General features: G+C 66.0%; 22 protein-coding genes. 12 read left to right on the top strand and 10 right to left on the bottom strand.

The window, feature by feature from the left end; all coding sequences use genetic code 11:
• The first annotated feature begins 115 nt into the window (after positions 1-115).
• From J1902_RS10115 to J1902_RS10095, 5 genes are read left to right on the top strand one after another with little or no spacing between them, the layout of a single operon-like run.
• A complete protein-coding gene (locus tag J1902_RS10115) occupies positions 116-1,450 on the top strand; it encodes an L-fuconate dehydratase (protein ID WP_207616127.1) in 1,335 nt (444 codons plus the stop codon).
• Positions 1,447-2,739: an alpha-L-fucosidase gene (locus J1902_RS10110; RefSeq protein ID WP_207616126.1), complete on the top strand. Its 1,293-nt coding sequence runs from the start codon at positions 1,447-1,449 to the stop codon at positions 2,737-2,739. Before J1902_RS10115 ends, J1902_RS10110 begins: the two co-directional genes overlap by 4 nt.
• The gene (locus J1902_RS10105; RefSeq protein WP_207616125.1) at positions 2,732-3,046 is read left to right on the top strand and encodes an L-rhamnose mutarotase; all 315 of its coding nucleotides are present in this window, start codon (positions 2,732-2,734) and stop codon (positions 3,044-3,046) included. Before J1902_RS10110 ends, J1902_RS10105 begins: the two co-directional genes overlap by 8 nt.
• A complete protein-coding gene (locus J1902_RS10100; protein WP_207616124.1) occupies positions 3,043-4,014 on the top strand; it encodes an aldo/keto reductase in 972 nt (323 codons plus the stop codon). The genes J1902_RS10105 and J1902_RS10100 overlap by 4 nt, the downstream gene beginning before the upstream one ends.
• On the top strand, positions 4,007-4,861 hold the full coding sequence (locus J1902_RS10095) for an amidohydrolase family protein (protein WP_207616123.1): 855 nt from the start codon (positions 4,007-4,009) through the stop codon (positions 4,859-4,861). The genes J1902_RS10100 and J1902_RS10095 overlap by 8 nt, the downstream gene beginning before the upstream one ends.
• Before the next feature lie 121 nt (positions 4,862-4,982).
• Here J1902_RS10095 and J1902_RS10090 read toward each other — a convergent pair whose 3' ends face one another.
• The 5 genes from J1902_RS10090 to J1902_RS10070 all read right to left on the bottom strand — a co-directional run bounded on the left by J1902_RS10090 (position 4,983) and on the right by J1902_RS10070 (position 10,794).
• Positions 4,983-5,654 carry a FadR/GntR family transcriptional regulator gene (locus J1902_RS10090; protein ID WP_207616122.1) on the bottom strand — a complete coding sequence of 224 codons (672 nt, stop codon included), beginning with the start codon at positions 5,652-5,654 and terminating at the stop codon, positions 4,983-4,985.
• Between the two features lie 113 nt (positions 5,655-5,767).
• Positions 5,768-7,285: an amino acid permease gene (locus J1902_RS10085; protein WP_207616121.1), complete on the bottom strand. Its 1,518-nt coding sequence runs from the start codon at positions 7,283-7,285 to the stop codon at positions 5,768-5,770.
• Between the two features lie 100 nt (positions 7,286-7,385).
• Complete coding sequence (gene aspA, locus J1902_RS10080) at positions 7,386-8,852, bottom strand: aspartate ammonia-lyase (protein WP_242701840.1); 1,467 nt, start codon at positions 8,850-8,852, stop codon at positions 7,386-7,388.
• 29 nt (positions 8,853-8,881) lie between these two features.
• Entirely contained in the window at positions 8,882-9,955 is a 1,074-nt protein-coding gene (locus J1902_RS10075; RefSeq protein ID WP_207616120.1) for an asparaginase, read from the bottom strand.
• Entirely contained in the window at positions 9,952-10,794 is an 843-nt protein-coding gene (locus J1902_RS10070) for a FadR/GntR family transcriptional regulator (RefSeq protein WP_307794421.1), read from the bottom strand. Before J1902_RS10070 ends, J1902_RS10075 begins: the two co-directional genes overlap by 4 nt.
• Positions 10,795-11,040: 246 nt before the next feature.
• On the opposite strand from J1902_RS10070, the gene J1902_RS10065 reads away from it, so the two are divergent.
• Both J1902_RS10065 and J1902_RS10060 read left to right on the top strand, forming a co-directional pair.
• Complete coding sequence (locus J1902_RS10065; RefSeq protein WP_207616119.1) at positions 11,041-11,628, top strand: hypothetical protein; 588 nt, start codon at positions 11,041-11,043, stop codon at positions 11,626-11,628.
• Between the two features lie 177 nt (positions 11,629-11,805).
• Positions 11,806-12,312: a hypothetical protein gene (locus tag J1902_RS10060; RefSeq protein ID WP_207616118.1), complete on the top strand. Its 507-nt coding sequence runs from the start codon at positions 11,806-11,808 to the stop codon at positions 12,310-12,312.
• A 64-nt stretch (positions 12,313-12,376) separates the two neighbouring features.
• Here J1902_RS10060 and J1902_RS10055 read toward each other — a convergent pair whose 3' ends face one another.
• Complete coding sequence (locus J1902_RS10055; protein ID WP_307794420.1) at positions 12,377-15,793, bottom strand: DEAD/DEAH box helicase family protein; 3,417 nt, start codon at positions 15,791-15,793, stop codon at positions 12,377-12,379.
• A 188-nt stretch (positions 15,794-15,981) separates the two neighbouring features.
• On the opposite strand from J1902_RS10055, the gene J1902_RS10050 reads away from it, so the two are divergent.
• The 5 genes from J1902_RS10050 to J1902_RS10030 all read left to right on the top strand — a co-directional run bounded on the left by J1902_RS10050 (position 15,982) and on the right by J1902_RS10030 (position 20,367).
• A complete protein-coding gene (locus tag J1902_RS10050; RefSeq protein ID WP_207616117.1) occupies positions 15,982-16,740 on the top strand; it encodes a prolipoprotein diacylglyceryl transferase in 759 nt (252 codons plus the stop codon).
• Positions 16,741-16,847: 107 nt separating this feature from the next.
• The gene (locus tag J1902_RS10045; protein ID WP_242701839.1) at positions 16,848-17,066 is read left to right on the top strand and encodes a hypothetical protein; all 219 of its coding nucleotides are present in this window, start codon (positions 16,848-16,850) and stop codon (positions 17,064-17,066) included.
• Position 17,067: 1 nt separating this feature from the next.
• Complete coding sequence (locus J1902_RS10040; RefSeq protein ID WP_207616115.1) at positions 17,068-18,702, top strand: radical SAM protein; 1,635 nt, start codon at positions 17,068-17,070, stop codon at positions 18,700-18,702.
• Complete coding sequence (locus J1902_RS10035) at positions 18,699-19,046, top strand: hypothetical protein (RefSeq protein ID WP_207616114.1); 348 nt, start codon at positions 18,699-18,701, stop codon at positions 19,044-19,046. The genes J1902_RS10040 and J1902_RS10035 overlap by 4 nt, the downstream gene beginning before the upstream one ends.
• A gap of 40 nt (positions 19,047-19,086) precedes the next feature.
• Positions 19,087-20,367 carry an MFS transporter gene (locus J1902_RS10030; RefSeq protein ID WP_207616113.1) on the top strand — a complete coding sequence of 427 codons (1,281 nt, stop codon included), beginning with the start codon at positions 19,087-19,089 and terminating at the stop codon, positions 20,365-20,367.
• Positions 20,368-21,043: 676 nt separating this feature from the next.
• Here J1902_RS10030 and J1902_RS10025 read toward each other — a convergent pair.
• The 4 genes from J1902_RS10025 to J1902_RS10010 all read right to left on the bottom strand — a co-directional run bounded on the left by J1902_RS10025 (position 21,044) and on the right by J1902_RS10010 (position 25,213).
• Positions 21,044-21,982, bottom strand: coding sequence for a restriction endonuclease (locus J1902_RS10025; protein ID WP_307794419.1), 939 nt, complete (start codon positions 21,980-21,982; stop codon positions 21,044-21,046).
• On the bottom strand, positions 21,979-23,136 hold the full coding sequence (locus tag J1902_RS10020; RefSeq protein WP_207616112.1) for a restriction endonuclease subunit S: 1,158 nt from the start codon (positions 23,134-23,136) through the stop codon (positions 21,979-21,981). The genes J1902_RS10025 and J1902_RS10020 overlap by 4 nt, the downstream gene beginning before the upstream one ends.
• Complete coding sequence (locus tag J1902_RS10015) at positions 23,133-24,629, bottom strand: type I restriction-modification system subunit M (protein ID WP_207616111.1); 1,497 nt, start codon at positions 24,627-24,629, stop codon at positions 23,133-23,135. The genes J1902_RS10020 and J1902_RS10015 overlap by 4 nt, the downstream gene beginning before the upstream one ends.
• A 359-nt stretch (positions 24,630-24,988) precedes the next feature.
• A complete protein-coding gene (locus J1902_RS10010; RefSeq protein ID WP_207616110.1) occupies positions 24,989-25,213 on the bottom strand; it encodes a helix-turn-helix domain-containing protein in 225 nt (74 codons plus the stop codon).
• Positions 25,214-25,245: the final 32 nt, after the last annotated feature.

Here is a 25,245-nt window from a genome sequence, read left to right as displayed (position 1 = left end):
TCTAGTGTGATGTTGTCCTCCATAATACGGAAATGTGACCCATTGACAATACAGACATCGGATGTTTAGGCTCAGTGCAGATTTAACGACCAATAGCTGCCAAGCTAGGAGCACAATGAGCGTCATCACCGCCGTGGACACCTTCGACATCCGGTTCCCCACCTCGCAGGACCTGGACGGCTCGGACGCCATGAATCCGGATCCCGACTACTCGGCCGCCTACCTGATCATCCGCACGGACGCCGGCGACGGCCACGGGGGCCACGGCTTCGTCTTCACCATCGGCCGCGGCAACGAGGTGGAAACCGCGGCGATCGAGGCCCTCCGCCACCACGTCCTGGGCCGCAACGTCGAGGAATTGCTCGCCGACATGGGCGCCACCTGGAAGCTTCTGGCCCACGATTCCCAGCTCCGCTGGCTCGGCCCGGAAAAGGGCGTCATCCACATGGCGATCGGCGCCGTCGTCAACGCCCTGTGGGACCTCAAGGCCAAGCGGGCCGGCCTGCCGCTGTGGGAACTGCTTTCCGGCATGAGCCCGGAGGACCTTGTGGCCCTGGTGGACTTCCGCTACCTCAGCGACGCCCTGACCCCGGAGGAAGCACTGGCCATGCTCCGCGCCGCGGAACCCGGACGGGAGGCGCGCAAGGCAGCGCTGCTGGCCGAAGGCTACCCGGGATACACCACGACGCCGGGCTGGCTGGGATACAGCGACGACAAGCTCGCGCGACTGGCCAAGGAAGCCGTGGCCGAGGGATTCACACAGATCAAGCTCAAGGTCGGGGCGTCGCTGGAGGACGACATCCGCCGCGTCCGCACCGCGCGCGATGCCGTGGGCCCGGACGTGAGGATCGCCGTCGACGCCAACCAGCGCTGGGACGTCCAGGACGCGATCGACTGGATGGCCCACCTGGCGCCGTACGGCATCGCCTGGATTGAGGAACCCACCAGCCCGGACGACGTGCTGGGCCACGCGGCCATCGCCCGCGGGGTTGCCCCGATCCCCGTGGCCACCGGTGAGCACGTGCAGAACCGGGTGATGTTCAAGCAGATGCTCCAGGCCGGTGCCCTGCAGGTGCTGCAGATCGATGCCGCCCGGGTGGCCGGCGTCAACGAGAACATCGCCATCCTGCTCCTCGCGGCGAAGTTCGGCGTCCGCGTCTGCCCGCATGCCGGCGGCGTGGGCCTCTGCGAAGCCGTGCAGCACCTCTCCATGTTCGATTTCGTGGCAGTGTCCGGCACCAAAGAGGACCGGATGATCGAGTTCGTGGACCACCTCCACGAGCACTTCGTGACGCCGGTGGACGTCCACGGCGGCAGCTACTGGCCGCCGTCGGCCCCTGGCGCTGGGACTGAAATGCTCCGTGAGACACTGGCCGACTACAGCTATCCCGAGGGCCCCGTCTGGGCCGCGGGCGCTGTACTTGAGACGACCCGGAAGGAATCCCGTTGATCCAGCACGCACCATGGTTCGAAGAGGCGCGGTTTGGCATGTTTGTGCACTGGGGCCTCTACGCCCTGCCGGCCCGCCACGAATGGGTGATGAACCGCGAGCAGACCCCCGTGGAGGAGTACGCCAAGTACTTCCGCCGCTTTGACCCGGACCTCTACGATCCCCGCGAGTGGGCCCGTGCCGCCCGGGACGCCGGAATGAAGTACGTGGTGTTCACCACCAAGCACCACGAGGGCTTCTGCCTCTGGGACTCGGCCCTCACCGACTACAAGGCCAGCAACACGCCGGCGGGCCGCGACCTCATCGCCCCCTACGTGGCGGCCCTGCGCGCCGAAGGCCTCAAGGTGGGCTTCTACTACTCGCTGATCGACTGGCACCATCCCGATTTCACGGTGGACAGCGTGCACCCCCTGCGCAATGCCGGGGACGTCGACGCCCTGAACCAGGGCCGCGACATGGGCCGCTACCGCGACTACCTGCACGGCCAGGTGCGCGAACTGCTCAGCAACTACGGCACCATCGACTACCTGTTCTTCGACTTCTCCTACTCGGATGCCAACCCCGATGAGTTCTGGGGCGGCAAGGGGCGCAAGGACTGGGACTCCGAGTCCCTGCTGGCCATGGTCCGCGAGCTGCAGCCGGGCATCGTGGTCAACGACCGCCTCGACATTCCGGGCGACTTCGTCACCCCCGAGCAGTACCAGCCGGCCGGTCCCATGATGTCCGACGGCGTTCCGGTCACCTGGGAGGCCTGCCAGACCCTCAACGGCAGCTGGGGCTACGACCGCGACAACCTGGACTACAAGTCCGTGGACCTGCTCATCCGGATGCTCGTGGACGGGGTCTCCAAGGGCGGCAACCTGCTGCTCAATGTCGGCCCCACCGCCCGCGGCAACCTCGACCCCCGCGCCGCGGCCTCGCTGCAGGGAATTGGGGACTGGATGCACCTGCACGGCCGCTCCATCCACGGCGCAGGTCCCTCCGGCTTCACTCCGCCGGCGGATGCCCGCTACACGCAGCGTGGCGACAGGCTCTACGTGCACCTGTTCGCCTGGCCGTTCGAGTTCGTGCACCTTCCTGGGCTGGCCGGGAAGGTGGACTACGCCCAGCTGCTCAACGACGCCTCGGAGGTGTTCCTCAAGGAGAGCGACCCCAACCAGCAGGCCTACAACACCACCCCCGGCGCCCAGCCCGCCGGGACCCTGACCATCAAGCTTCCGGTCCAGCGGCCCGATGTGGCCGTGCCCGTGCTGGAGCTGTTCCTCAAGGAAGGCGTCTCCGGTGCCTGAGACCGTCGCCCTGCACACCCGGCTCAAGCCCGGGGCGGAACAGGAATACGACTCCGTCCACGCGGTGATCCCCGCCGAACTGGCCGCGGCACTGAAGGAAGCCGGCGTGGGCAACTGGCGCATCTGGCGCAGCGGCCAGGACCTCTTCCACCTGGTGGACGTTGAGGACTACCAGGCCATGCGCCGGGCGCTCGCAGGCCACCCGGCCAATGTGCCCTGGCAGGCCCGCATGGCGGAGCTGCTGGAGGTCCAGGACGATTACTCCGGCAACGATTCCGGCATCCCGCTCGTCTGGGAGCTCGCATGAGCGCGGCCTCCGAGCTGGGCGGGCAGCCTGAGGCGGCCCGGCTGGGCAGGCTCGGTTTCGGCGCCGCCGGCATCGGGAACCTGTACCGTGCCATGCCCGATTCGCAGGCCGAGGACACCATCAACGCGGCCTGGGACGCCGGCGTGCGCTACTTCGACACCGCGCCGCACTACGGCCTGGGCCTGTCCGAGCGGCGCCTCGGCGCCGTGCTCCGGGACAAGCCCCGGGACAGCTTCACCATCTCCACCAAGGTGGGCCGGCTGCTGGAGCCGCAAGATGCTCAGGGCCGGCTCGACGACGAAGGCTTCGACGTTCCCGCAGACAGCCTGCGCGTGTGGGACTTCTCCGAGGCCGGCATCCGCCGCAGCCTCGAGGACTCGCTCGGCCGGCTGGGCCTGGACCACGTGGACATCGCGTACCTGCACGACCCCGACGTCCATGACCTCGAGGCCGGCATCAGCCATGCCCTGCCCGTGCTCGAGAAATTGCGTGCGGAAGGCCTGGTCCGGGCCATCGGCGTCGGGACCAACTCGGCGGAGGCTGCGCTCGAGTGCGTCGAGTCCGCCGAGCTGGATCTCGTGATGCTTGCCGGCCGCTACACCCTCCTGGAGCAGCCCGGCGTCCCGCTGCTGGACCGCTGCACCGCCCGCGGCACCGGCGTCGTGAACGTAGGCGTCTTCAACTCCGGGCTGCTGGCCCGGCCCGAGGTCCCCGAGGACGCGCACTACAACTACGGGCGCGCGCCCCGGGCCCTGGTGGAGCGGGCGCGGGCGCTGGCCGGCGTGTGCCGGGACTTCGGTGTGGAGCTCCCGACGGCGGCCCTCCAGTTCAGCCTGCGCCATCCCGCCGTCGTCAACGTGACAGTGGGGGCCAGCCGCCCGGAGCAGGCGGCCGGGAATGCGGCCCGGATGGCCGAGGACGTCCCCGAGGAACTCTGGGCGGCCCTGGCGGCGGTGCGGCGTGCTTGACGCGCACCTCCACCTCTGGGACCTCGACGGCGGATCGGCCGCGGGCGCGTACGCCTGGCTGGGCCCGCAACACGGCGGGCTGTTCCGCAGCTACGGCGAGGCCGAGGCCCGGGAGACCCTGCTAGCGGCCGGCGTCGGCGGTGCGGTGCTCGTCCAGGCGGACGACACCACGGCGGACACGGACGCCATGCTCGCCGCCGCGAACCGGAACCGCTGGATCCTCGGCGTCGTGGGCTGGATCCCGCTCGACAAGCCCGCGGAGGCGGCGGAAGAGCTGCAGCGTCTGGTGCGGAACCCCAAATTCCGCGGCGTCCGGCACCTGGTCCACGACGATCCCCGGGACGACTTCCTGGAACTGCCGGAGGTCCGGGAATCCCTCGGCCTGCTGGCAGGGCATGGCCTGGCCTTCGACGTTCCGGACGCCTTTCCGAGGCACCTTGGCCGGACCGTCCAGCTGGCCCGGGAGCTGCCGGAGCTGACAGTGGTGCTGGACCACCTCGGCAAGCCGCCGCTGGCGGACCTTGCACTGGCGGATTCGGATTCCATGGCCGCCTGGCGCCGCGATTTCCGGGCCCTGGCCGGGCTGCCCAACACGGTGGCCAAGCTGTCCGGGCTGCACCTGCCAGGCGTCCCGTACACGGCGGAGGCCCTGCGGCCGCTGTGGGACGAGGCGCTGGAGGCCTTCGGCCCGGAGCGGCTCATGATCGGCGGCGACTGGCCGGTCAGCACCCTGGGCGCCCCCTACGGCCGCACCCTCGCAGTGCTGCTGGAACTGGCCGGCGAACTGGACCCTGCCGGACGGCAGGCCGTCCTCGAAGGCACGGCACGACGGAGCTACGGGCTCTGACCCGTGGAGAATACCGGCAGCCGGGCATTTCCGCGCCCAGTAATGAACTCGGCACCCGGTGCAGTTGGTGCGCCGGTCCTCAGCAGGTGCAGTTTCCGGGGCGGCCTGGGCGGCACGCGGCCTACAGCGCCTGCCGCAGCCAGGCCTCGACGCCGCTGATGTGGACCGTGACGAGGGCCCGGACCAGCTCGGCGTCGCCGCGTTCCAGGGCGTCGGCAATGGCCTTGTGCTCCGCGAGGGTATGGGCCACGGCCTTCTCCTGGGTCAGGCCGCGCCAGATGCGGGCCCGGACGGTGCTGCTGGAGAGGGCTTCGAGGAGGCCGCCGAGGTAGTCGTTGCCGGCGGCGTTGGTGATGATGTTGTGGAACTGGAGGTCGTGGGCCACGAGTTCCTCGACGTCGGTGTTCTCGTCGATGCCCAGCATCGTGGCGCGCAGGGCCTGGATGTCCTCGGGCGTCATCTTGCCTGCGGCGATGTGCGCCGTGGCCGGTTCCAGGATTCGTCGGACCTCAAAGAGTTCCAGGATGGAGCGGTCCTGGTGCAGGTCCACCACGAAGGCCACGGCCTCGTTGAGGAGCCGCGCGTCCAGGCTGGTCACATAGGTGCCGTCGCCGCGGCGGACGTCCAGCACCCGGATGAGTTCGAGCGCCTTGACGGCCTCGCGCAGGGAACTGCGGGACAGCCCGAGCCGTTCGCTCAGTTCCTTCTCCGGGGGGAGCCGGTCGCCCGCCTTGAGTTCGCCGCAGATCAACATGTCCTTGATCTTGCCGATCGCTTCATCCGTCACAGCCATGAAGCAATCTTAGCCATCAATCATCGGATGTTTGCGTTTAACGCCCGACGGCGGCACCCATGGTTCCGCTGTCACGGAATCCGGGCGCCGCCGTCGGGCACTTTACTGGAGCGTTAGATCCTGTCCTCGGCTCCGGACACCGGACGGTTGGCGATCACCGGGGAGCTGCCGGTGAAGCCGTCGCGGGCCGCGGCGAGCTCGTGGATCTGCTTGCGGCAGGCGTACCAGCCGCCCACCATGAGCGCGCAGGCCACCAGGGTGACCAGCAACGTGAGCGGGGAGTCGATGAACACCATCACCAGCACACCCACGAGGAAGAGCAGCGAAAGGTAGCCGGTGTACGGGGCGCCGAACATCCGGAAGGACGGGCGCTTCAGCCAGCCCTTGTCCGCCCAGCGCTTGAGCTGCATCTGGCACAGGACGATCGTGGCCCACGTGACGATGATGCCCACGGAGGCGACGTTGAGGACGATCTCGAAGGCCTGCGCCGGGACCAGGTAGTTCAGCGGGACGCCGAGCAGCGAGACGCCGGCGGTGATCGCGATGCCGCCGTAGGGGACGCCTGCCTTGTTCATGCGCTGGGCGAACTTCGGGGCCGATCCGGCCACGGACATGGAGCGCAGGATGCGGCCGGTGGAGTACAGGCCTGCGTTCAGCGAGGACAGGGCGGCGGTGAGGACCACGAGGTTCATGATGACGTCCACGCCCTGGATGCCGATGGAGCCGAAGAACGTCACGAACGGGCTGACGCCCTTCTCGTACGAGGTGTACGGCAGGAGCAGGGCCAGCAGGATGACGGAGCCGACGTAGAAGACCCCGATGCGGAAGACCACGGAGTTGATGGCCTTGGGCATGATCTTTTCGGGGTTCTCGGTTTCGCCGGCTGCGGTGCCTACGAGCTCGATCGAGGCGTAGGCGAACAGCACGCCCTGCATGAGGATGATCATGGGCAGGAAACCGTTGGGGAAGATGCCGCCGTGGTCCGTGATGAGGCTGAAGCCGACCTGCTGGCCCTCAACCGGGGTGCCGAAGATGACGAAGTAGGTGCCGATGACCAGGAATGCGACCAGGGCGGCCACCTTGATCAGCGCGAACCAGAACTCCATCTCGCCGAACACCTTGACCGAGACCAGGTTCAGGCACAGGACCACCACCAGGGCGATCAGGGCCCAGGCCCACTGCGGAACAGCCGCCATCCAGGGGATGTAGTTGCCGAAGAAGTTCATGTACAGGGCCGCGGCGGTGATGTCCACGATGGTGGTGGTGGCCCAGTTGATCCAGTAGAACCAGCCGGAGACGAACGCCGCCTTCTCGCCGAAGAACTCGCGGGCGTAGGAGACGAACGAGCCCGACGACGGGCGGTGCAGAACCAGTTCGCCCAGTGCGCGCAGGATCAGGAAGGCAAAGAAGCCGCAGACCGCGTACGCGATGACAAGGGACGGGCCCGCGGCGTTGAGGCGGCCGCCGGCGCCGAGGAACAGGCCGGTGCCGATGGCGCCGCCGATCGCGATCATCTGGATCTGGCGCGGCTTCAGGCTCTTGTGATAGCCCTTGTCCTCTGCATGAAGGGCCCGTTCGGAGGCGTGCGCCTGGGCGGGGACCGTGTGGTCCGTAATGGGTGCGTTGGTCATTGGAGTCCTTAGGGGTGTCCTGTTGGGGGTCCTGCTTGAGCTGTTGGGGGGATCAGCTCCGGTGAGTGTCCGACGGCGGCGTGCGGCCGCCGTCGTCGGGCTATGGGCCCACGACCGCCGGGTTCCCTGACCGAGCTTGCGAGGTTAGGGCGCGGTTGGGGAAGTTCGCGAGGCGTTCGGGGCTGAGCAGTTTCTCGAGCTGGTCAGCGGTCAGCAGACCGTGTTCCAGGACGAGTTCCGCCACGCCCTTGCCGGTGGCGAGGGCCTCCTGCGCGATGGCGGTGGCGGAGGCATAGCCGATGTGCGGGTTCAGTGCCGTGACCAGGCCGATTGACTGTTCCACGGTGAGCCGGAGGTGTTCGGTGTTTGCGGTGATGCCCCGGACGCAGCGATCCGTGAGGGTACGGCAGGCAGCTTCCAGGTGGGAGATGCTCTTGTGCAGGCTGTGCACGATGATCGGCTCGAAGGCGTTCAGTTGGAGCTGGCCCGCCTCGGCCGCCATGGTGACGGTGACGTCGTTGCCGATGACCTCATAGGCCACCTGGCTGACCACTTCCGGGATCACCGGGTTGATCTTGCCCGGCATGATGGACGATCCCGACTGCACTGCCGGGAGGTTGATCTCGCCCAGTCCCGCGCGCGGCCCGGAGGACAGCAGGCGGAGGTCGTTGCAAATCTTGGACAGCTTCACGGCCACGCGCTTCAGCACGCCGGAGAGGTGGACGAACGCGCCCACGTCCTGGGTGGCCTCGATGAGGTCGACGGCGGTGACCAGCGGCAGGCCGGTGATCTCGGCCAGGTGCCGGCAGGCGGCCTCGGCGTAGCCGGCGGGAGCGTTCAGTCCGGTGCCGATCGCCGTGGCGCCGAGGTTGATCTCGTGGATCAGCATCTGGGATTCGGCCAGGCGGGCCCGGTCCTCCCCGACGGTCACAGCGTAGCCGCCGAATTCCTGGCCCAGGGTCATGGGCACGGCGTCCTGCAGCTGGGTGCGGCCCATCTTCACCACGCTGCGGAATTCGGTGCCCTTGTCCGCGAAAGCGACTTCGAGTTCCTTGAGTGCGGAGAGCAGCTGCTTGATACCGAAGATGGTGCCGAGTTTGACCGCCGTCGGGTAGACGTCGTTGGTGGACTGGCTGAGGTTGACGTGGTCATTCGGGTTCAGCCTGGCGTAGTCGCCCTTGGGGTGGCCCAGGATCTCCAGGGCGCGGTTGGCGATGACCTCGTTGGCGTTCATGTTCGAGCTGGTGCCCGCGCCGCCCTGGATGACGTCCACCATGAACTGGTCATGGAGCTTCCCGTCCAGGATGTCCTGGCAGGCCTGCTCAATGGCTTTGGCGCGCTCTTCGTCCAGCAGGCCGAGCTCGCGGTTGGTGCGCGCGGCGGCGAGCTTCACCGCGGCCAGGCCCTTGATGAGGTTGGCGTTGCTGGCCAGCGGCTGGCCCGTGATGGGGAAGTTCTCGATGGCGCGCAGCGTGTGGACGCCCCAGTAGGCGTCCGCGGGGACGTCGCGGTCGCCGAGGAGGTCGTGCTCGGAGCGGAATGGGCGCAACTGATCGTCAGCTGACATTGCTGTCCTTTGTTAGGGGTTGCGGTGCGTTAGTTGGCTGAAAGGTAGCCGATAGGCAGGAAGTCGGCGGCACGGAGCACGCCCACCGGGTGGCCGCCGCCCAGCACCGGCGAGGTTTCCAGCGTGGCCAGGGTGCCGGGGTCTACGCCGAGTGCCTCCAGCACGTGGACGGTGACGGGCAGGCGGGCGCGGTCGCCGCCGTCGGAGATCTTGACGGCGATTCCGGTGCCGTCCTGGAGGCCGATCAGCTGGAGGCCCTCGAAGCCGTCCTTGGCGAGCAGGCCCGGGACGGCGCGCATGAGGGCGGTGACGTCGCGGCCCTCGCCGGCCACCATCTCCGGGTAGCGGCGCATGGCGTTGGCGACCTGCCCCTCTTCGCCGGCGGCCGCCGCGCTGGCGAGCCGGCCGTAGGCGCGGGCCATGCCGTGCAGGCTGTGGGCGAAGAGGGGCGTGCCGCAGCCGTCGGTGCTGACGGCGGCAGCGTCCTCGCCGGTGAGTTCGGTGATGGTGTCCCTCACGAGGAGTTGGAGCGGGTGCTCGGGGTGCAGGTAGCCCCGGACCGGCCAGCCGTTGATCACGCAGACGGCGGCCATGGAGGCGTGCTTGCCGGAGCAGTTCTGGGCGAGCTGGGTGGGGATTCCGCCGTGGCGGAGCCAGTCCTCGCGCTCGCTGGTTCCGTACGGGAGGTCGGTGCTGTTTTCGAGGGCTGTTTCGTCGAGGCCGTGAAGCGCCAGGATGCGGGCGGCGCCCTCGCGGTGCATCGCGGCACCCGAGTGGCTGGCCGCGGTGAGGGCCATAAGGTCATCCGGCAGCTCGAGGCCGGCGCGGACCATGGCCACGGCCTGCAGCGGCTTGAGCGAGGAGCGGGGGTAGAAGACGGCGTCGGGATCGCCGCCCGTGATGAGCGTTTCGCCGCCGGGACCGGTGGCGATCAGCGAGCCGTAGTGGACGCTTTCCACGAGGCCGTCGCGGGTCTGTTCCACCAGGGGGACGTGGCGCGGGGTGTGGGTGTCCGGGGCTATGCTTGGTGCGGCCTTTGGTGCGGCGGGGGCTGCGCCTGCCGGTGCTTCGGGGGCGGGCATGGTGTCCTTCGCTGGGGTCATTTGCTGAGGATGGAGTCCAGGGCTGCGGCCACTGCGTTCAGGTGCTCGGCCATGGCGTGGCTGGCGGCGTCGGCGTCGCCGGCTTCGATGGCGTCCAGGACCGCGAGGTGTTCCTCGTCCGAGAGGTGCTGCCGGTCCGCCACCATGTTCAGGGTTTCGGACTGGTGGGCCAGGGCCTCGCGGATTTCGGAGACGACGCTCGCGAAGACCCTGTTGCCGCTGGCACGCGCGACGGCGGAGTGGAAGTTTGCGTCCAGGCTCACCCAGGCCTCGGGGTCGGTTTCGGTGAGCATGGCCTGGACGAGGTCCTTGAGGTGTTCCAGGTCTTCCTCGGTGCGGCGCTGCGCGGCGAGGCCCGCTGCCGGAACCTCGATGTGCGGGCGCGCCTCGTTGAGGTCCCGTGCGCTGTACTGGCCGAGCGTGAGGTCGTTGGCCACATGGTTGGATACAACGAACGTGCCCTTGCCCGTCTTGGTGACCGTCAGGCCGAGGGTGTTGCAGGAGCGGAGCGCCTCACGGATGACGGAGCGGCTCACGCCGTACTGGGTTGCCAGCGTGGCTTCGGAGCTGAGCTTGGCACCGATCCCGAACGCCCCGGACTCGATGTCGTGGCGGATGGCGCTGAATACAGCTTCGGCAGCGCTGACTCGGGTGAGGGGCCGGGGCTCGGTGAGGGGGCGGGGCGCGGGGCGCGAGGTGGCTGGGCGGGAGACTGCGCCTTGAGCAGGCCGGGGGACGGCGCCGCTTGTGGCGGGGCGCTGGCCTGCCGCAGCTTTCTGGCTGGAGGCGGGCTGTCCGGTGTCGGCCTGTCCGGCTGTCCGGCTGTCTGACAGGTTCACGTAATGAATATGGCACGGGTCACAGGGGCGTGTCAAAAGGGGTGCGGGTTTGTTGCGGGGCATGGGGTGCGGCCTGGCCGGCGTCGGATTCTGCTCGATCAATCCGGCACACTGGCTCCCGGCCAGCGTATTCCCGGGGCTGCGGAACCGCGCGGCGTGAATGATTGAGCAGAATCCGACGGGTTCCTGGGCCCTCAGAGGATAATTGCAGGCAGAACCATCGCCCGGCGCTGACAGGGAGGCCCGATGCAGACGCTTCCACGCATCACGGTGGAGGTTCCCGTGCTCAGCATCGGATCCGGGCCCGCGGACTATGAGGGCTTTGGCCGCTACGTGGATGCGCTGCGCCGGCCCCGGGGATTGCACATGACCCTGCTCCACCTTGGCCTTCTCGAAGACTTTGCCCAGGACGTCGCGGCCTGGACCAAAGGAATCACCAGCGCCGAGTCGGCAAGCCGCAGGATGGTTTCCTGGCTTCAGGGGTTGCCCGTGCTGGAGGGCTTTTCCGGCACCGCTGACAGATTGATCGTCCTTGGCCGTGGCAGCGTGAGCGGCCTGGAAGTCGAGGTTCCCCAGCATGTGCGCGAATACCAGGTCTCGCTTGTTGTGGCGCTCCACGAGCTCCTCGACGAACTGCTCGTGGACAACATCGACGACTTCATTCTGAGCTCACCTGCCCTTGGATTCAGATCCCCGCGCTGGACGCCGCACATTGCCGTGGGCCGGCCCAAGAGCAGGGGCGGTGCGTCCATCGACATCGCTCGAGTGGCCGTTGAATGCGGCGCATCACGGATCAGGAACCTACAGTCCCTGCCGGGCTTCGACGCCGGCTAACGTGAACAATCCAGCAGGTCCGGTGGCTTCGGAGCCCCAGACCCCGCCTGATCTGCAGGATTAATGCGCCCGGGCGTCAGTTGCCGTAGTGATACCGCCTAGCATCTTCACACGGCTCCTTGTCCGGCGCGACGTCAGACTGAGCCTGTGGTCCTGACCCCCTAAAGTAGGAGCACCATGCCAATCACCAAAAAGACGCTCCTCCAGGACGGCTTCACCGGGTTCAGGGTCTTCGACGAGCTCGAAATCATGCGCGTCCCCCAAGGCCCTGGCATTTTCGCCATCCTGCAGCCCGAAGGCTTCGAGCCGGTCTTCCTCGCCAAGAGCACCGCAGGCACCTTCAGGAAGAAGGACCCGTCGCTCAAGAAGGATGCCCTGGAGGCCGAGTGGGTTCCCGAAGCCAGGGTCCTTTACCTGGGCAAGGCCAGTGCCGGCAGCCAGGGAAACCGTGGGCTCCGCAAGCAGATCCAGGAGTTCATGGACTATGGCCGCGGCCGGCCTACAGTCGTCTGGGATGCCCGGCTGATCTGGCAACTCCGGGACGCCATGGAGCTGGCCATCGCCTGGAAGGAATTCCCGGCGGCCGAGGTCAACAAGGCGGAAGCGGGCTACCACGCCGACTTCGTCGACAGCTATGGCCGGCTGCCGTACGCCAATCTGGTCCGGGCCCGCGCCAAGAATTAAGAACCAGGAACTAACGACGACGACGGCGCCCGCCACCCGCCGTCGTGAGGCCCGGCCGCCCGTGCTATCCAGCCCGGGCGTGGTCCTCGATGGAACGCAGGATGCTGAACAGCTTCACCACTCTGTCGTCGCCGAAGAGAACGTCCGGGCCGGACGGGGCAAGCTCGTTGTACGGCGAATCGAAGAGTGCAGCGGGGGCCACTTTGCCGTTCTCCACCAGATGCGTCGTCAGGACCTGGAGGAAGTCGAGTTGCTGGGACGTCAGGGTGGTTCCGGCGACGAAATCCGCGAGGGCTTCCTCCACGGCCTCGCGGTCCAAACCGACGAGCGAGCGGACGTAGAGGCCCAGCCCTTCGCCGGCGGCCCGGTTCAGGTCTTCCAGGGAACCGAGGCCGCTTTCCAGCAGTATCCGCTCCAGCTCAGCGAGATCCAATGCGGTCAGCTGCTTGTTCCGGCGCAGGCGCTGGATGCTTGCGTGGTCCTGATGCTGGCTGAGGTAGAGGCGGATCTTCTCGCGATACCGGACCAGATCCACGTGACCGTTTGATGCCCCGCTGAGCTCAATCTCCTCCAACTCGCCGAGTTCGTCCTGAAAGTTTGTGTAGACGACGTTGCGCCTGCGCTTCTCAATGAGGTGGACCAGCTCCCGCAAGCGAAGGCGGATCCCTTCCAGCCATTCGGCAGACACGGACTCCCACTCGGCATCATCCAGGATCGTCTCGATCAGAGTCAGCTGCGCTGCGATCGCCGGCACATTCGGCTGATCCTGCAGCGCGGCGGCTACCGCCTGGACCTTCTTGCGGAACGGGCCAAGCGGTTTTCCTTGCAGGGAGGCGAGCTCGGTCTGCAGCATGAGGTAGTCGAAGCGCTTCGCTTCCTCGGTGTCCGGCAACGCGCCGATGGACGCCAGCCGGGCGATGTCCGTTTCCAAGGCGTCGAAGTCCTCAACCTTGAGCGAATCCCAGGCCGAAGCCTCGGAAAACCTGTCCACCCACCTGCGCGCAGGCTTCACCAGGAAGTTGTCTTGCGGCAGCCGGCCAACCGTGTGCTGCAGCGACTCGCGCAACTCCACGACAAACGGGAGCCGGGAGTCCCAGGCGAGGTCCGCCGTCGTACGCAAGAGCTGGACGCGGGTGGCGAAGGTGCTTTCCGCGAGGGACTTGCCGAGGGAGCCTTCGTTTCCGGGCATGCCGGCATTGAAGTACTCGGCGTTACGGCAGAGGTCGAAGATGAAGAAGTCCTTCTTGTCCTCGCCGGGGCCGAAGAGGTCGGCGCAAAGCCGCGTGCCGCGGCCCACCATCTGCCAGAACTTGGTCTTGGACCGCACCATCTTGAAGAAGACCAGGTTCACGGCCTCGGGCACGTCCACGCCGGTATCGAGCATGTCCACGGAGATGGCGATATGCGGCTCGCCGTCCCCGCGCGAGAACTCCTCGATCAGGGACTGCGCGTAGTTGACCTGGTAGGTGACCACGCGGGCGAAATGACCCTTGAAATGCGGGTAGTTGTGGTCGAAGCGTTCGGCGATGAAGTCGGCGTGCTGGTTGTTCTTGGCGAAGATGATGGTCTTGCCCAGCCGGTCTCCGCCCGCCACCCTGTGGCCGCGGGTCATCAGCACCTCGAGGGCCTTGTCCACGGTGTCCTTGTTGAAGAGCCAGGAATTCACCACCGCGGGATCCACGGACTCCGGGATCTCGCCGTCCTCGTTCCAGTCGAGCTCGTCCCACTGCTCCTTTTCCTCGTCGGAGAGGTCGTCGTAGGCGATGCCCTCGTAGGGGAATTTGAGGGGAACCGGCACGATCCGGGGCGGGACGAGGTAGCCGGCCTCGATTGCTTCGTTGAGCTCGTACGCAAAGGTGGGGACGTTGTCTTCGATGCCGAACAGGCTGTAGGTGTTGCGGTCCACCTCGGACTGCGGAGTGGCGGTGAGCCCGATCAGGAGCGAGTCGAAGTAGTCGAAGATGGCTCCGTACTTCTGGTAGACGGAGCGGTGGGCCTCGTCGATGACGATGAGGTCGTAGTGGCCGATCCCGAAGCGGCGCTGGCCCAGCTTGCCCTCGGTCTGGTTGATGAGGTTCATCATGGCAGGGTAGGTGGCCACATGGATGCGACTGTCCGCTTCCTCGCCGGAGCCGAGGACGACGGGGCCGGAGCCGGGCAGGTGGGTCTTGAACGCGTTGGCCGCCTGTTTGACCAGGGCAACGCGGTCGGCCAGGAAGAGGACGCGTTTGGCCCAGTTGGCTTCCTGCAGCAGTTTGGCGAGCGCGACGACGGTGCGCGTCTTGCCGGTGCCCGTAGCCATGACCACCAGGGCCTTGCGCTCGTGGTGGTCCTCGTAGGCCTCGGTGACTGCGCGGATGGCGTTGTGCTGGTAGGGCCGTTCGACGATCGCGTTGTCGATCTGCTGCTGGGCAAGGGGCTTGCGGGTCTGCCTGCGGTTGACGATCAGCTGCAGCTGGTCCCGGGTGTGGAATCCCTGGACCGCGCGCTCGGGATACATGGAGTCGTCCCAGATCCAGGTTTCGTAGCCGGAGGTGTAGTAGATGACGGGCCGCCGGCCGTACCTGCGTTCCAGGCAGTCGGCGTAGAGCTTGGCCTGCTGCTTGCCGACGTGCGGGTCCGTGGTGGTCCGTTTGGCTTCGACCACGGCCAGCGGCAGTCCGTCGGCTCCCCACAGCACGTAGTCCACGTAGCCCGTGCCGCTCAGCGTTCCACCGGCGGTGGGCATGGTGTCCACCCTGAATTCGCGGTCTTCCGGGTTCGCGAGCGGCCAGCCGGCCTCGTGGAGGTCCAGGTCGATGAGGTGCCTGCGGGTCAGTGCTTCGTCGTAGTCGTGGTGGTCCGGGACGGACTGGTTCTGTTTCTTGGCCGCGGCGATCTCGGTTTGGAGCTGCTGCAGCTGTGCTGCGAGATCCGCGTTTGCTGCGGCGGCTTGCGCGAGGGCGTCGTCCTTGGCTTTGAGCTCTGCTTCCAGTTTCTGGAGCTGCTCCGGTGATTGCTGCTGGACGGGTGCCTTGGAGACCGGGGCGAGGTGGCCGGCGTCGAACGCCAACGACGGCGGCAGCTGGCTGCCATTTTTGGCGTAGTTCCGGGCGAGCCAGTAGCAGACGTGGTGGAGTTCTTTGAGGACGAGCTCCGCCCCTTGGATGGTGGGGTTGACCGTGTTGTGGACGGCGTTGTTTCCGGCTTTGCGGATTATGGTGAGTTTGCTGCCGATGGGGCCGCCGACGAGGTTCTTGAAGGCTGGTTCGTTGAGGAGGGCGTTGAGGTCGTCCTTGTAGGGAAGGACGAGCCCGGGCTCGACTTTGTAGAGCCACTCAACGAGGCGCTCGGCGGTGTACCGGGCATAGAACATGGAGGCACGCGGATCGATCCGGGCGAACTGTTCGGCGCGCCTGGCATGCTGTGCCAGGTCCGGCCAATCGGCCAGCATGAACCCGAAATTGCTGTTGCCTGCCCCCACGCAGATGTCTCCGATCACTTGCCCCGATGTGTTGGGAACAGTCAATCACGGGAGGGAGACATTTCACCTTTGTGGACGGCACAATGGCGGTCCGTCCACGCCTGGCCACGAGTAACCCGGGAGACCAACCCAGTTTTCCGTGCGCACGAAGCGCCCGAAGCGGGCGTCACCTATTCCCGAGGAACCCGGGGTACTACACTCTGCTCATGATCGGGCTGCCGTTCGCGGGTGATGGGCTGGTGCACGGCTTGTTCATGGGCCTGGGCGTCTCGATCGCTCTGCTGTTCTACTCCTATGAGAAGCGTCGCCGTGGCCTCACCGACCCTCGCTTATGGACGATCGCCGGGTTCGCCATCGCCTTCGGCGCCATCGGGTCGCGGTTGCTCACCTGGGACTTCACGCGGCAGGCTTCCCTGGAGGACTGGTGGAGCTATGGCGACCGCAGCATCCTGGCCGGTCTGGTCGGCGCCTGGCTGGGCGTCCATCTGGGAAAGCGGCTCACCGGCTACCGCGAGTCCACCGGTGATCTCTTCGCACCTTCGGTCGCGCTGGCGATGAGCATCGGGCGCATCGGCTGCCTTGTCACCGAGCTCCCCGGCACCTCGACCGGTGGAGGCTGGGGGATCATACTCACACCGGCCCAGGCGGCGCTGCTCGGCGGCCCCGCCGACGTCGGGCTCCACCCGTCATTCGCGTACGAGATCGTTTTCCATGCGGCTGCGTTTGCCCTCATGTGGCGCTTTCGGGATCGCCTCCCTCACTCCGGTGACCTCTTCATCTGTTATGTCGCCGCCTACGCAATGTTCCGGTTCGGCGTGGAGTTCGTGCGTGGCAACGAGGTGCTCTGGCTGGGAATGAGCCGGCCCCAATGGTTCCTGTTGGCGGTTCTTCCCTTGCTGGTCTGGCGGGTGCAGCGAGTGTTCGCGGGACCCGTCTCTGTGGAGTGGAAGGGAACAGTGGCTTGAGCGAGAAACCCCCAGACATCCCCCAGCCCCCACCGTCGGCGCCGGAACCTCACGGACCACCGCGGCGCCCAGGCGGCTCCATACTCCTCGGGATAGGGGTGGGAGTCGTGGGGCTCTTCCTGCTGTTCCTGGTCGGCGGGAACCTCTTCGGGCCGGGCATCTTGGTCGCGGCGCTTGTGTATCTGGTCGGGGCCATCGTGCTCGCGGTGAGGCCTCGTACCTCGCGTTTCGGCGCGGGATTGTTGATTGCGATCGGGGTCTGGATACTCATCGGCGCCGGAATCTGCGTTTCGTATTTTGCTCAATTTGGATCACCAGGAGGCTGACATGAACCCTTCCCCCTCGGCGTCCCGCCGGGCGCCGCTCGGCCCAGGCCAGCCCCTGCGCGGTGACCGGATACACCGGTACGTCACGGCGTTCTGCCCCCGCTGCCACGAGACGAACCCACCGCTCGCGCAGGTACGGCGTCTCTCCGGAGCTCTCCTCGTGCGGGACGGCCGCGTATGGCTGGAACGCGGCTGCCCCGACCACGGCCTTGTGCGAACCCTGTACGACGAATCACCCGAAATCCTGCGCTATCTGGAGAAGTGGCAGGCACCGACCAAAGAGCACATCCCTGACGAGGCGGACAACTACCGCCCGGTGCCCGAAGCGTACGCCTACGGCCTTCCCGCGATGCAGACGCAGCACACCTGCATCCTCCTGCAGGACGTGATCGAGCACTGCAATCTGCGCTGTCCGACATGCTTCACAGCCTCAGGCCCGCAGCTGCAAGGGGTCGCACCACTGGACGAGGTCCTCGCGAACGTCGACGCCCGCCTGGCCCGCGAGAACGGGCGCATCGACGTGCTGATGCTCTCCGGCGGCGAGCCCACGCTCTATCCCTACCTCGCCGAACTCCTCGACGAGCTCGTCGCACGCCCGATCGTCCGGATCATGGTGAACAGCAACGGCATGCTCATCGCGAGCGACGACGAGCTGCTCGCACTGCTGGTAAAACACCGCGAACGGGTGGAGGTATACCTCCAGTACGACGGCCCCTCCAAGGAGACGTCGATCCATCATCGCGGCGGCGACCTGACCCGGTTCAAGGACGCAGCGATCTCTCGCCTGTCCGAGGCAGGCGTCTTCACCACACTGACGATGACGGCGACCCTCGGCGTCAACGACGGCGAGATCGGCGCCGTCGTCATGCGTGCTCTGGAAACCCCGTTCGTCGGCGGAGTCGCACTGCAACCGGTGTTCGGCTCCGGGCGCGGGCACGGGATCGACCCCCTGGACCGGCTGACCCATACCGGTGTGCTGGCGCGCCTCGCGGAACAAACCGGCGGGGTGGTCTCGTGGCACGACCTCACGGCGCTGCCCTGCTCGCACCCGCACTGCGCGTCCGTGGGCTACATGCTAAAGGACGATTCGGGTGTCTGGCGGTCCCTGACCGCCCTGATCGGGCACGACCAGCTGCTCGCCTGGCTGGAGATCGACCCTGGCAGCATCGCCAACCGCATCGCCGACAGCGCCATCCCGCTGAACCTGCGCTCGATCATGAAGTCCTCACTGCTCGACCTGCTCAGCGAACAGTCATCCCTCTCGCACCCACGGACGGTGGACCTCTGGAAGAACATCTGCACCCAATGCGACCTCGGCATCGGCACGCTCACCACCCTCGCGGCCGGCGCACTCCCGGGCCAGCACCAGCGCCTGCGCAGGCTCCTGGGCGAACGCGTCACCCGCATCACGGTCAAGCCGTTCATGGACATCTCGACGATGCTCGAAGAGCGGCTCAGGCAATGCTGTGTCCACGTGGGAACCAAGAGCGACGCCGGCAAGCACCAATGCGCTCCCTTCTGCGCCGTCCAGGCGTGGCCTGCGCTGGCCAGACAACGGATCAGCACCGCGACCGGCCTGCCCCTGCCCACGGTGCGCAGCACCCAAGAAGCGAGCATCGCCCAAGGAGCCTCATGAGCGCCGACTCCGACGCCCGACGCATCGCCGAGGGCTCCTCGCCGTCGCAACTGGTCCGTGCGCACGACGCCACCAAGCCGGAGCAGGACCCGCCGCCCTTCGATCCGCTGCGCCTGTGCGTCTTCGCCACCATCGCCCTCCTGGGATGGCTGGCCGGACCGATCGCCCTGCTGGTGTTCGCCGTCGTCGGGTTCTTCGGCTACCTGAAGGCCCGCCGGGCGGGCCTGACCAAGTCGAAGTGCTACCTCCGCGACACCAGGCTGGTGCTGGCCTACCTCGGCGTCCTCGTGTGCGCCGGGCTCTGGGGGACGTACGCGCTGGCGGCGCGCCTGGGCGGCTTCTGACCCCTACGGCAAGTGAAAGAACCGAACAAGGAGCCCCGAAATGACCGCAGAGGCCTCGCGCCAGGAAGACACCCCCCAGCCTGCGCTTGCCGAGCCCGTCCGGCGGGTCGGAGCACTGTGGATCACAGGCCTCGTGCTCGTCAATGTCGGCATCTACACCGCGTTCTTCGGCCCCATCCAGGTGCTCCTGGGGCTTCAGGCCCAGGCGTTCGATCCCGGTCAGAAGGAAGCCATCTTCGCGCTCGTCACGGGCGCGGGCGCGGCAGTCGCCCTCGTGGCCAACCCGCTCTTCGGCGCGTTCTCCGACCGCACGTGGAGCCGTTTCGGCCGTCGTCGGCCGTGGGTGCTCATCGGCGCGCTGCTCGGCACCGTCGCGCTCGTGGCCCTCGCCGGCGCACCGAACGTCGCCACGGCGACGGCACTCTGGTGTTTCGTCCAGCTCGGGACCAACGGTGCCTACGCCGCGATCACGGCCGCCATCCCGGACCGCGCCCCGGTCGAACAGCGCGCCAGCGTCGGCGGGCTCGCCGCGATGGGCCAGACGGTCGGGGTCCTCCTCGGCGCGGTGATTGGCGCCCTCGTCTCCGGCAGCTTCGCGCTCGGGTACGTGATCTGCGGCGCCGCGCTCGTCCTCGGCCTCGTCCTCTACCTCACGACGGCGGCAGACGATCCCCTCCCGCGCACCGCGATCCCGCCGTTCTCGCTCGGCCGCTTCCTCGCATCGTTCTGGGTCAACCCGGTCCGCTACCCGGACTTTGGCTGGGCCTGGATTACGCGGCTGCTGGTCAACGTCGGCAACAACATGCTCACGCTCTATCTCCTGTTCTTCCTCCAGGACGCCGTACGCCTCAAGGAGACCCAGGGGATCGACCCGGCCACCGGAGTGCTCATCCTCACGGGCCTGTACGCGGTCTTCGTGATCGTCACAAGCGTCATCGGCGGGAAGATCTCGGACCGCATGGGCAAGCGCAAACCGCTCGTGATCGGGTCCTCGGTAATCATCGCCGCGGCGTCGCTCACGCTCGGCTTCTTCCCCGTCTGGGCCGGAGCCATTGCGGGCGCGTGCATCCTCGGGGTCGGGTTCGGGACGTACCTCGCCGTCGACTTCGCGCTCAACACCCAAGTGCTCCCCAAGGCGGCCGACCGCGGCAAGGACCTCGGCGTGATCAACATCGCCGCCTCCCTTCCACAGGTGCTCGCCCCGCTCATCGCGTATCCATTCGTCGCCTTCTGGGGCGGCTACGTCTCCCTCTACGTCGCCGCCGCCGTCATCGGACTCCTGGGTGCCATATTCGTCACCCGCATCCGCTCCGTCGCGTGAGGCCGAACGCCCTCATCCGCTCCTCACCGTCCGTGGTGAAGCGCCCGGCCATCCCGGTCCAGGCCCCCGCAGATTCCATGCGGGTGCTCTCCGCCCCGACGCCCGCTCGTCGAACACGCCGTCAAAGCGGTCCGGCGGGTTGATTCCAAGGCCATGGACGAGACGCCGAGTGCACCGAGCTGGCTGTGAAGGCTGCCCGCAAGGAGGTCTGCGCGGCATGTCTACGAGCGAACAGTACGTTGGAATGCACCGACACTATCGCCGGCCCGAAGAAGCGCACTGGAACGCCGCCAGGTGCACATGGAGCTGCAGAATCTGGCCGGATAACGCAAAGAACGCATGTCGACGATAGGCGCCGAACCGCGTTCCAGTTCTGGGCCTCGCTGAGGAGAACTACGGGGGCTGGAAAGCGCCAATAACGATCGACCCTGGGGGGGTGACCCGGACGATCGAAGTCGTCTCCCCACCCAGCGCCAAGATCCTTGCCGCTTTGCCAGTCTGCTTGCTATCAGCTCAGAGGCATGTTCGTTGGGGCTTCTCTTGGGGCGGTTGCGTTTGAAGATCCAACGACTTTCGTCGGGCGCAATAAACCACGTCTTTTCGTTCTCGCCGGCGGGCTCATCCTCTGCTGGTGTCCACTTCGTGAGGTCGACGTACTCGTTGGCCTGGTTCATGCCTACTCAAAGAAGTCCTCGTCCAACTCCACTACGTCATAGCTCTGTTTCACCTGGACGCCCACGCGGTACTTGATCATGAGGCTGACCAGGCGAGCGGCGTCGATCAGGATGATCCGCGAGGGGACGCTCTCGGCATACTGTTTGGCCCCGGAGGTGAAGGCGCTGGTGGTAATGAATACTCCGCGGGTTGCCCCGACGCCATGCAGCGCACCTACAAAGGCTTGGATGGTTTCGCGGCCGACGTTGCTGCCCTCCGCATAGCGCTTGGCCTGAACGTAGATCCGGTCGAGTCCCAGTGCGTCCTGGTCGATCACGCCGTCCACGCCACCGTCACCCGAGCCGCCGATTCGGCGGCCGCGCTGCTCCGCGCCGCCGTAGCCCATCTTGAGCAGCAGCTTCACCACCGCGTCCTCGAAAAAGTCCGGGTGGCCTTCGCGGAGGCGGGTGAGGAGCTCAAAGCCCAACTCCGCATTGATCCTTTCGATGCCTTCTTCTATTTGCTGGGTTGGGTCGGAGTCGTCATCCGCCTCTTCGCGCGCGATCTCAGCGGATCCGCCTTTTCTGGCAGCACGAACTGCAGCGCGGTGCTCTCTGTAGGCGTCAACTTCCTTAAGCTGTGCCTGGGCCATACCATCGGGAAACTGAGTCAGGAGCTGCTTCCCGGCCTCAGTGATGGCATAGAGTGCGCTACTTGGGCGGGTCAGGGCTTTAGCCGCGATGAGGTGGGAAATTGCCCAGCCGACGCGACCTTTCGCCTTCCGCCCGCCTGAGTTCAACGCGACGGCGCGCTGTTCTTCACTCAAGCCGACTGCGTCCATGGCGAGCCTCGCCAAGTCAGATCGTGTGCGGGCTTCGCCGTCTGATAAGACCTGCAGAAGTGGCACCAAGAATCCGTGCCATTTGGGAATTCCATCGTCTTCGGGGGTCTCGATGGTCACAGTTCTCCTTTGAATGCGCGGTGCTGGAGGGATGCAAAAAGGGCGTCCAGCTCGGCAAGGTGCTTGCGGTGGTTTTCTTTCAAGCGCTCGACGGCGGCGATGCGGCTCGCGAAGGTCTGCTGGAGTTCCAGCGGGGGCGTCGGCATCGGCATGCGCGCAAAGCGTGCCGCCCCGAGATGGGCAATGCTTGAGGTTTTGCTGCTTATCCTGGCAAATTCACCACGATCGAAGTAGTAGAGGAAAGTGGCCAGGGCAAACTCAGGGACAATCTGTTGTGGGTCCGCCACATACCGCACCAGCGTGTTCTGGAAACAGCAGTCTTCGATTTCATTTCGCCAAATGGCTGGGCGCCCTACTAGCTCCGTGCTCTGCCCCTCATTCAGCAAGATATCGCCATGGTTGAGGCGATATGACTCAAAGTCACTCTCGTTGAAGTCCATCTCCAGAACGTCGTCAAGATCCAGCGCGTTCAACTTGACGTTTGCCACGCGCATGTAGGGGCGCGTGTATTTACCAGTCTGATACTTCGGGGCACGTTGCCGGCCCAGCTGAACTGTCCCTGTCTGACTTACCGTCGAGTTTGAGGCTTCCAAGTAAGCGCCGAACGTGGAGTGGAAGATCGACTGCGTGAGGGTGTCGAGGTGGGCGAGGGCTTGGCGACGCTTGCTACGGAGTTCGTCGGCCTTGTCCAGGATCGCCGCGATCCGTCGCTGTTCGTCGAGTGGTGGGAGTGGGATTACAAGTGACGTTACGTCGCGCCTGGTTACGCCCTTGATCGTCGCGCCGCGAGCTTGGCGCTCCAAGCTTGGCTGGTGGACCCGTAGCATGTGCCTGACATAGGCAGAATCTGCGGCTCCTGCCTTGGGGTTCAGTGCGGTGATGTCTTGACTGAATGCGATATCACGTCCGGCGACAGCCACTTTGCCAACAGATGTTCGGGTAACGAGGAGCACGGTACCGGCGGGTGCAACGCTGGTTGCCGACGAGGCAACGGCTTCAGGGGTGATGAAGCTGCGGGCGTCGTATGCGACGGGACCAACAATGTCTGCTCCGGTGATCCATGGAATATCGCCTTGGAAGTATGCGTCGTTCGACTTGCTGGGGGTGCCGCCGCTAGTGAAGTCGCATACATCGCCCAATCTGGCAATTTTCACTTCAGCAGCCCCCGCAGCTCAGCCATCCCCCGTGCAATCTCGTCTTCGAGCCCATCCAAGGCAACCAGAATCTCCTCCGGTGCCGCGTGGTCGATCTCTTCGTACTCGATTTCCTTGTACCGGTTCAGGGACAGGTCATAGTCGTTGGCCGCAATCTCTGAGAGCGGCACACAGAACGACTGGTCCGTCCGCGCCCGCTCAAGCTCCGCCGTCGTGCGCTGATTCCAGCGAGTCAGGACATCGGCGAGGTCGGACGTTCCGAGCGGGGTGCGCTTGTCGTCGAGGCTGAAGCCGTCGGACTTCACATCGTAGAACCAGACGTTGTCCGTGCCGCCCGAGTTGGTCTTGGTGAAGAACAGGATGGCCGTGGAAACCCCGGCGTACGGCTTGAAGACGCCGGAGGGCAGCTTCACGACGGCGTCGAGCTTGTGGTCCTCGACGAGCATCTTCCGGAGGGACTTGTGCGCGCCCGTGGACCCGAAGAGCACTCCGTCCGGGACGATTACTGCTGCGCGGCCGCCTGGCTTGAGCAGCTTGATGAAGAGCGCCAGGAACAGGAGCTCGGTCTTCTTTGTCTTGACCACGCTCAGGAGGTCCTTGGCCACGTTGTCGTAGTCCAGGCTGCCGGCGAACGGCGGGTTGGCCAGGATGACGTGGTACTTCTCCTCTTCTTCGGCGTGGAGATCCGCCAGTGAATCGCGGTAGGAAATGTCCGGGTTCTCCACACCGTGCAGCAGCATGTTCATGGAGCCGATGCGGAGCATGGTGTTGTCGAAGTCGAAGCCGTGGAACTGCCCGTGGTGGAAGAACTTGCTGCTCTCCGCGTTGGTGAGCAGGTTCTCATTCTGCGCACGGAGGTGCTCGCCGGCCTGGACCAGGAATCCGCAGGTGCCCGAAGCGGGGTCGCAGATGGCCTCCGGCGGTTTCGGATCGACCATGGCCACCATGAGGTCGATTATGTGGCGGGGAGTGCGGAACTGTCCGTTGGTGCCCGCCGACGCGAGCTTGGAGAGCATGTACTCGTAGAGATCGCCCTTGGTGTCCCGGCCGTCCATGTTGATGCCGTCCACGATGTCCACCACCTGCTTCAGGACGCCCGCGTTGGGGATCTTGAACTGCGCGTCCTTCATGTGGTGGCTGTACGTGGAGTCCTCGCCATTGGCGAGCTTCGGGAGCTCGTTGCGCAGGAACGGGAAGACGCTCTGGTTGAAAACCGTGAACATCTCGCCCTGCTCAAAGTCCTTGAACCGGGACCAGCGCAGATCGGTGTAGGAGCGGCCCTGCGGATCCAGGCCCTCCGGGAACACCGGGTTCTGAATGGGCTGGCCCAGCATGTTGGAGCGCTTCTCTTCCAAGGTGTGGCGCTCATCGAGGCGCTTCAGGAAGAGCAGATACGTGATCTGTTCGATGACTTCCAAGGGGTTGGAGATGCCGCCGCTCCAGAACGTATTCCAGACCTTGTCTACTTGGGACTTGATTTCACCTGTGATCACCCATGTGAGTTTAGTGGGCGGGTGTGACAACGAGGGCTGCAGGGCACTGTCTTGGGCGGGGTTCCCTCATTGTCCCGTGTGTCCCCACCGATGGGACGTGTAAAAAATCGACTGGATTCTTTACACGTTCCATGGGTCATGCAAAGAGCCTTTACATGACCTCATCGGGTCCGGAAACCTGAGGGCTTGGCGCCGCCGTCGAAGCGGCGCCAAGCATTGAAGCGGGCATGAGCAGGGTCGCCACGTCCTTCCGCCGGGCGTAGCAACGCGGTCCGGTGTATCCCGGATATTAGGGATTGGCCGGTGCGGCCGGTGCCTGGCAGAGGTTCCGTCCATGTAGACGTGGAGGTGCCAGCCGGTCACCAGCGCACGGCCCCGGAATCCATGTTGCGGACGGCGATCTCGAAGCCCAGTGCCTGGAAGACGTCCATGAATTTCGCGGTTTCGACAGTGGCCTTACCGTTCTCCAGGTCGATGATAAATGTGCGCGATACATTGGCGCGTCTGGCGAGTTCCACTTGTGACCAGCCCTTTGCCTCGCGCAGTTCGCGTACGAGTGGCCCGGCCTCGCGTACCGACCGCATCCTGTCCTCTTGGTCGCCGTACGGCGACAGGG

The organism is Arthrobacter cavernae (genome assembly GCF_017368795.1).
Classification (GTDB): Bacteria; Actinomycetota; Actinomycetes; order Actinomycetales; family Micrococcaceae; genus Arthrobacter; species Arthrobacter cavernae.
This window is presented reverse-complemented; position numbering and strand designations above follow the sequence as displayed.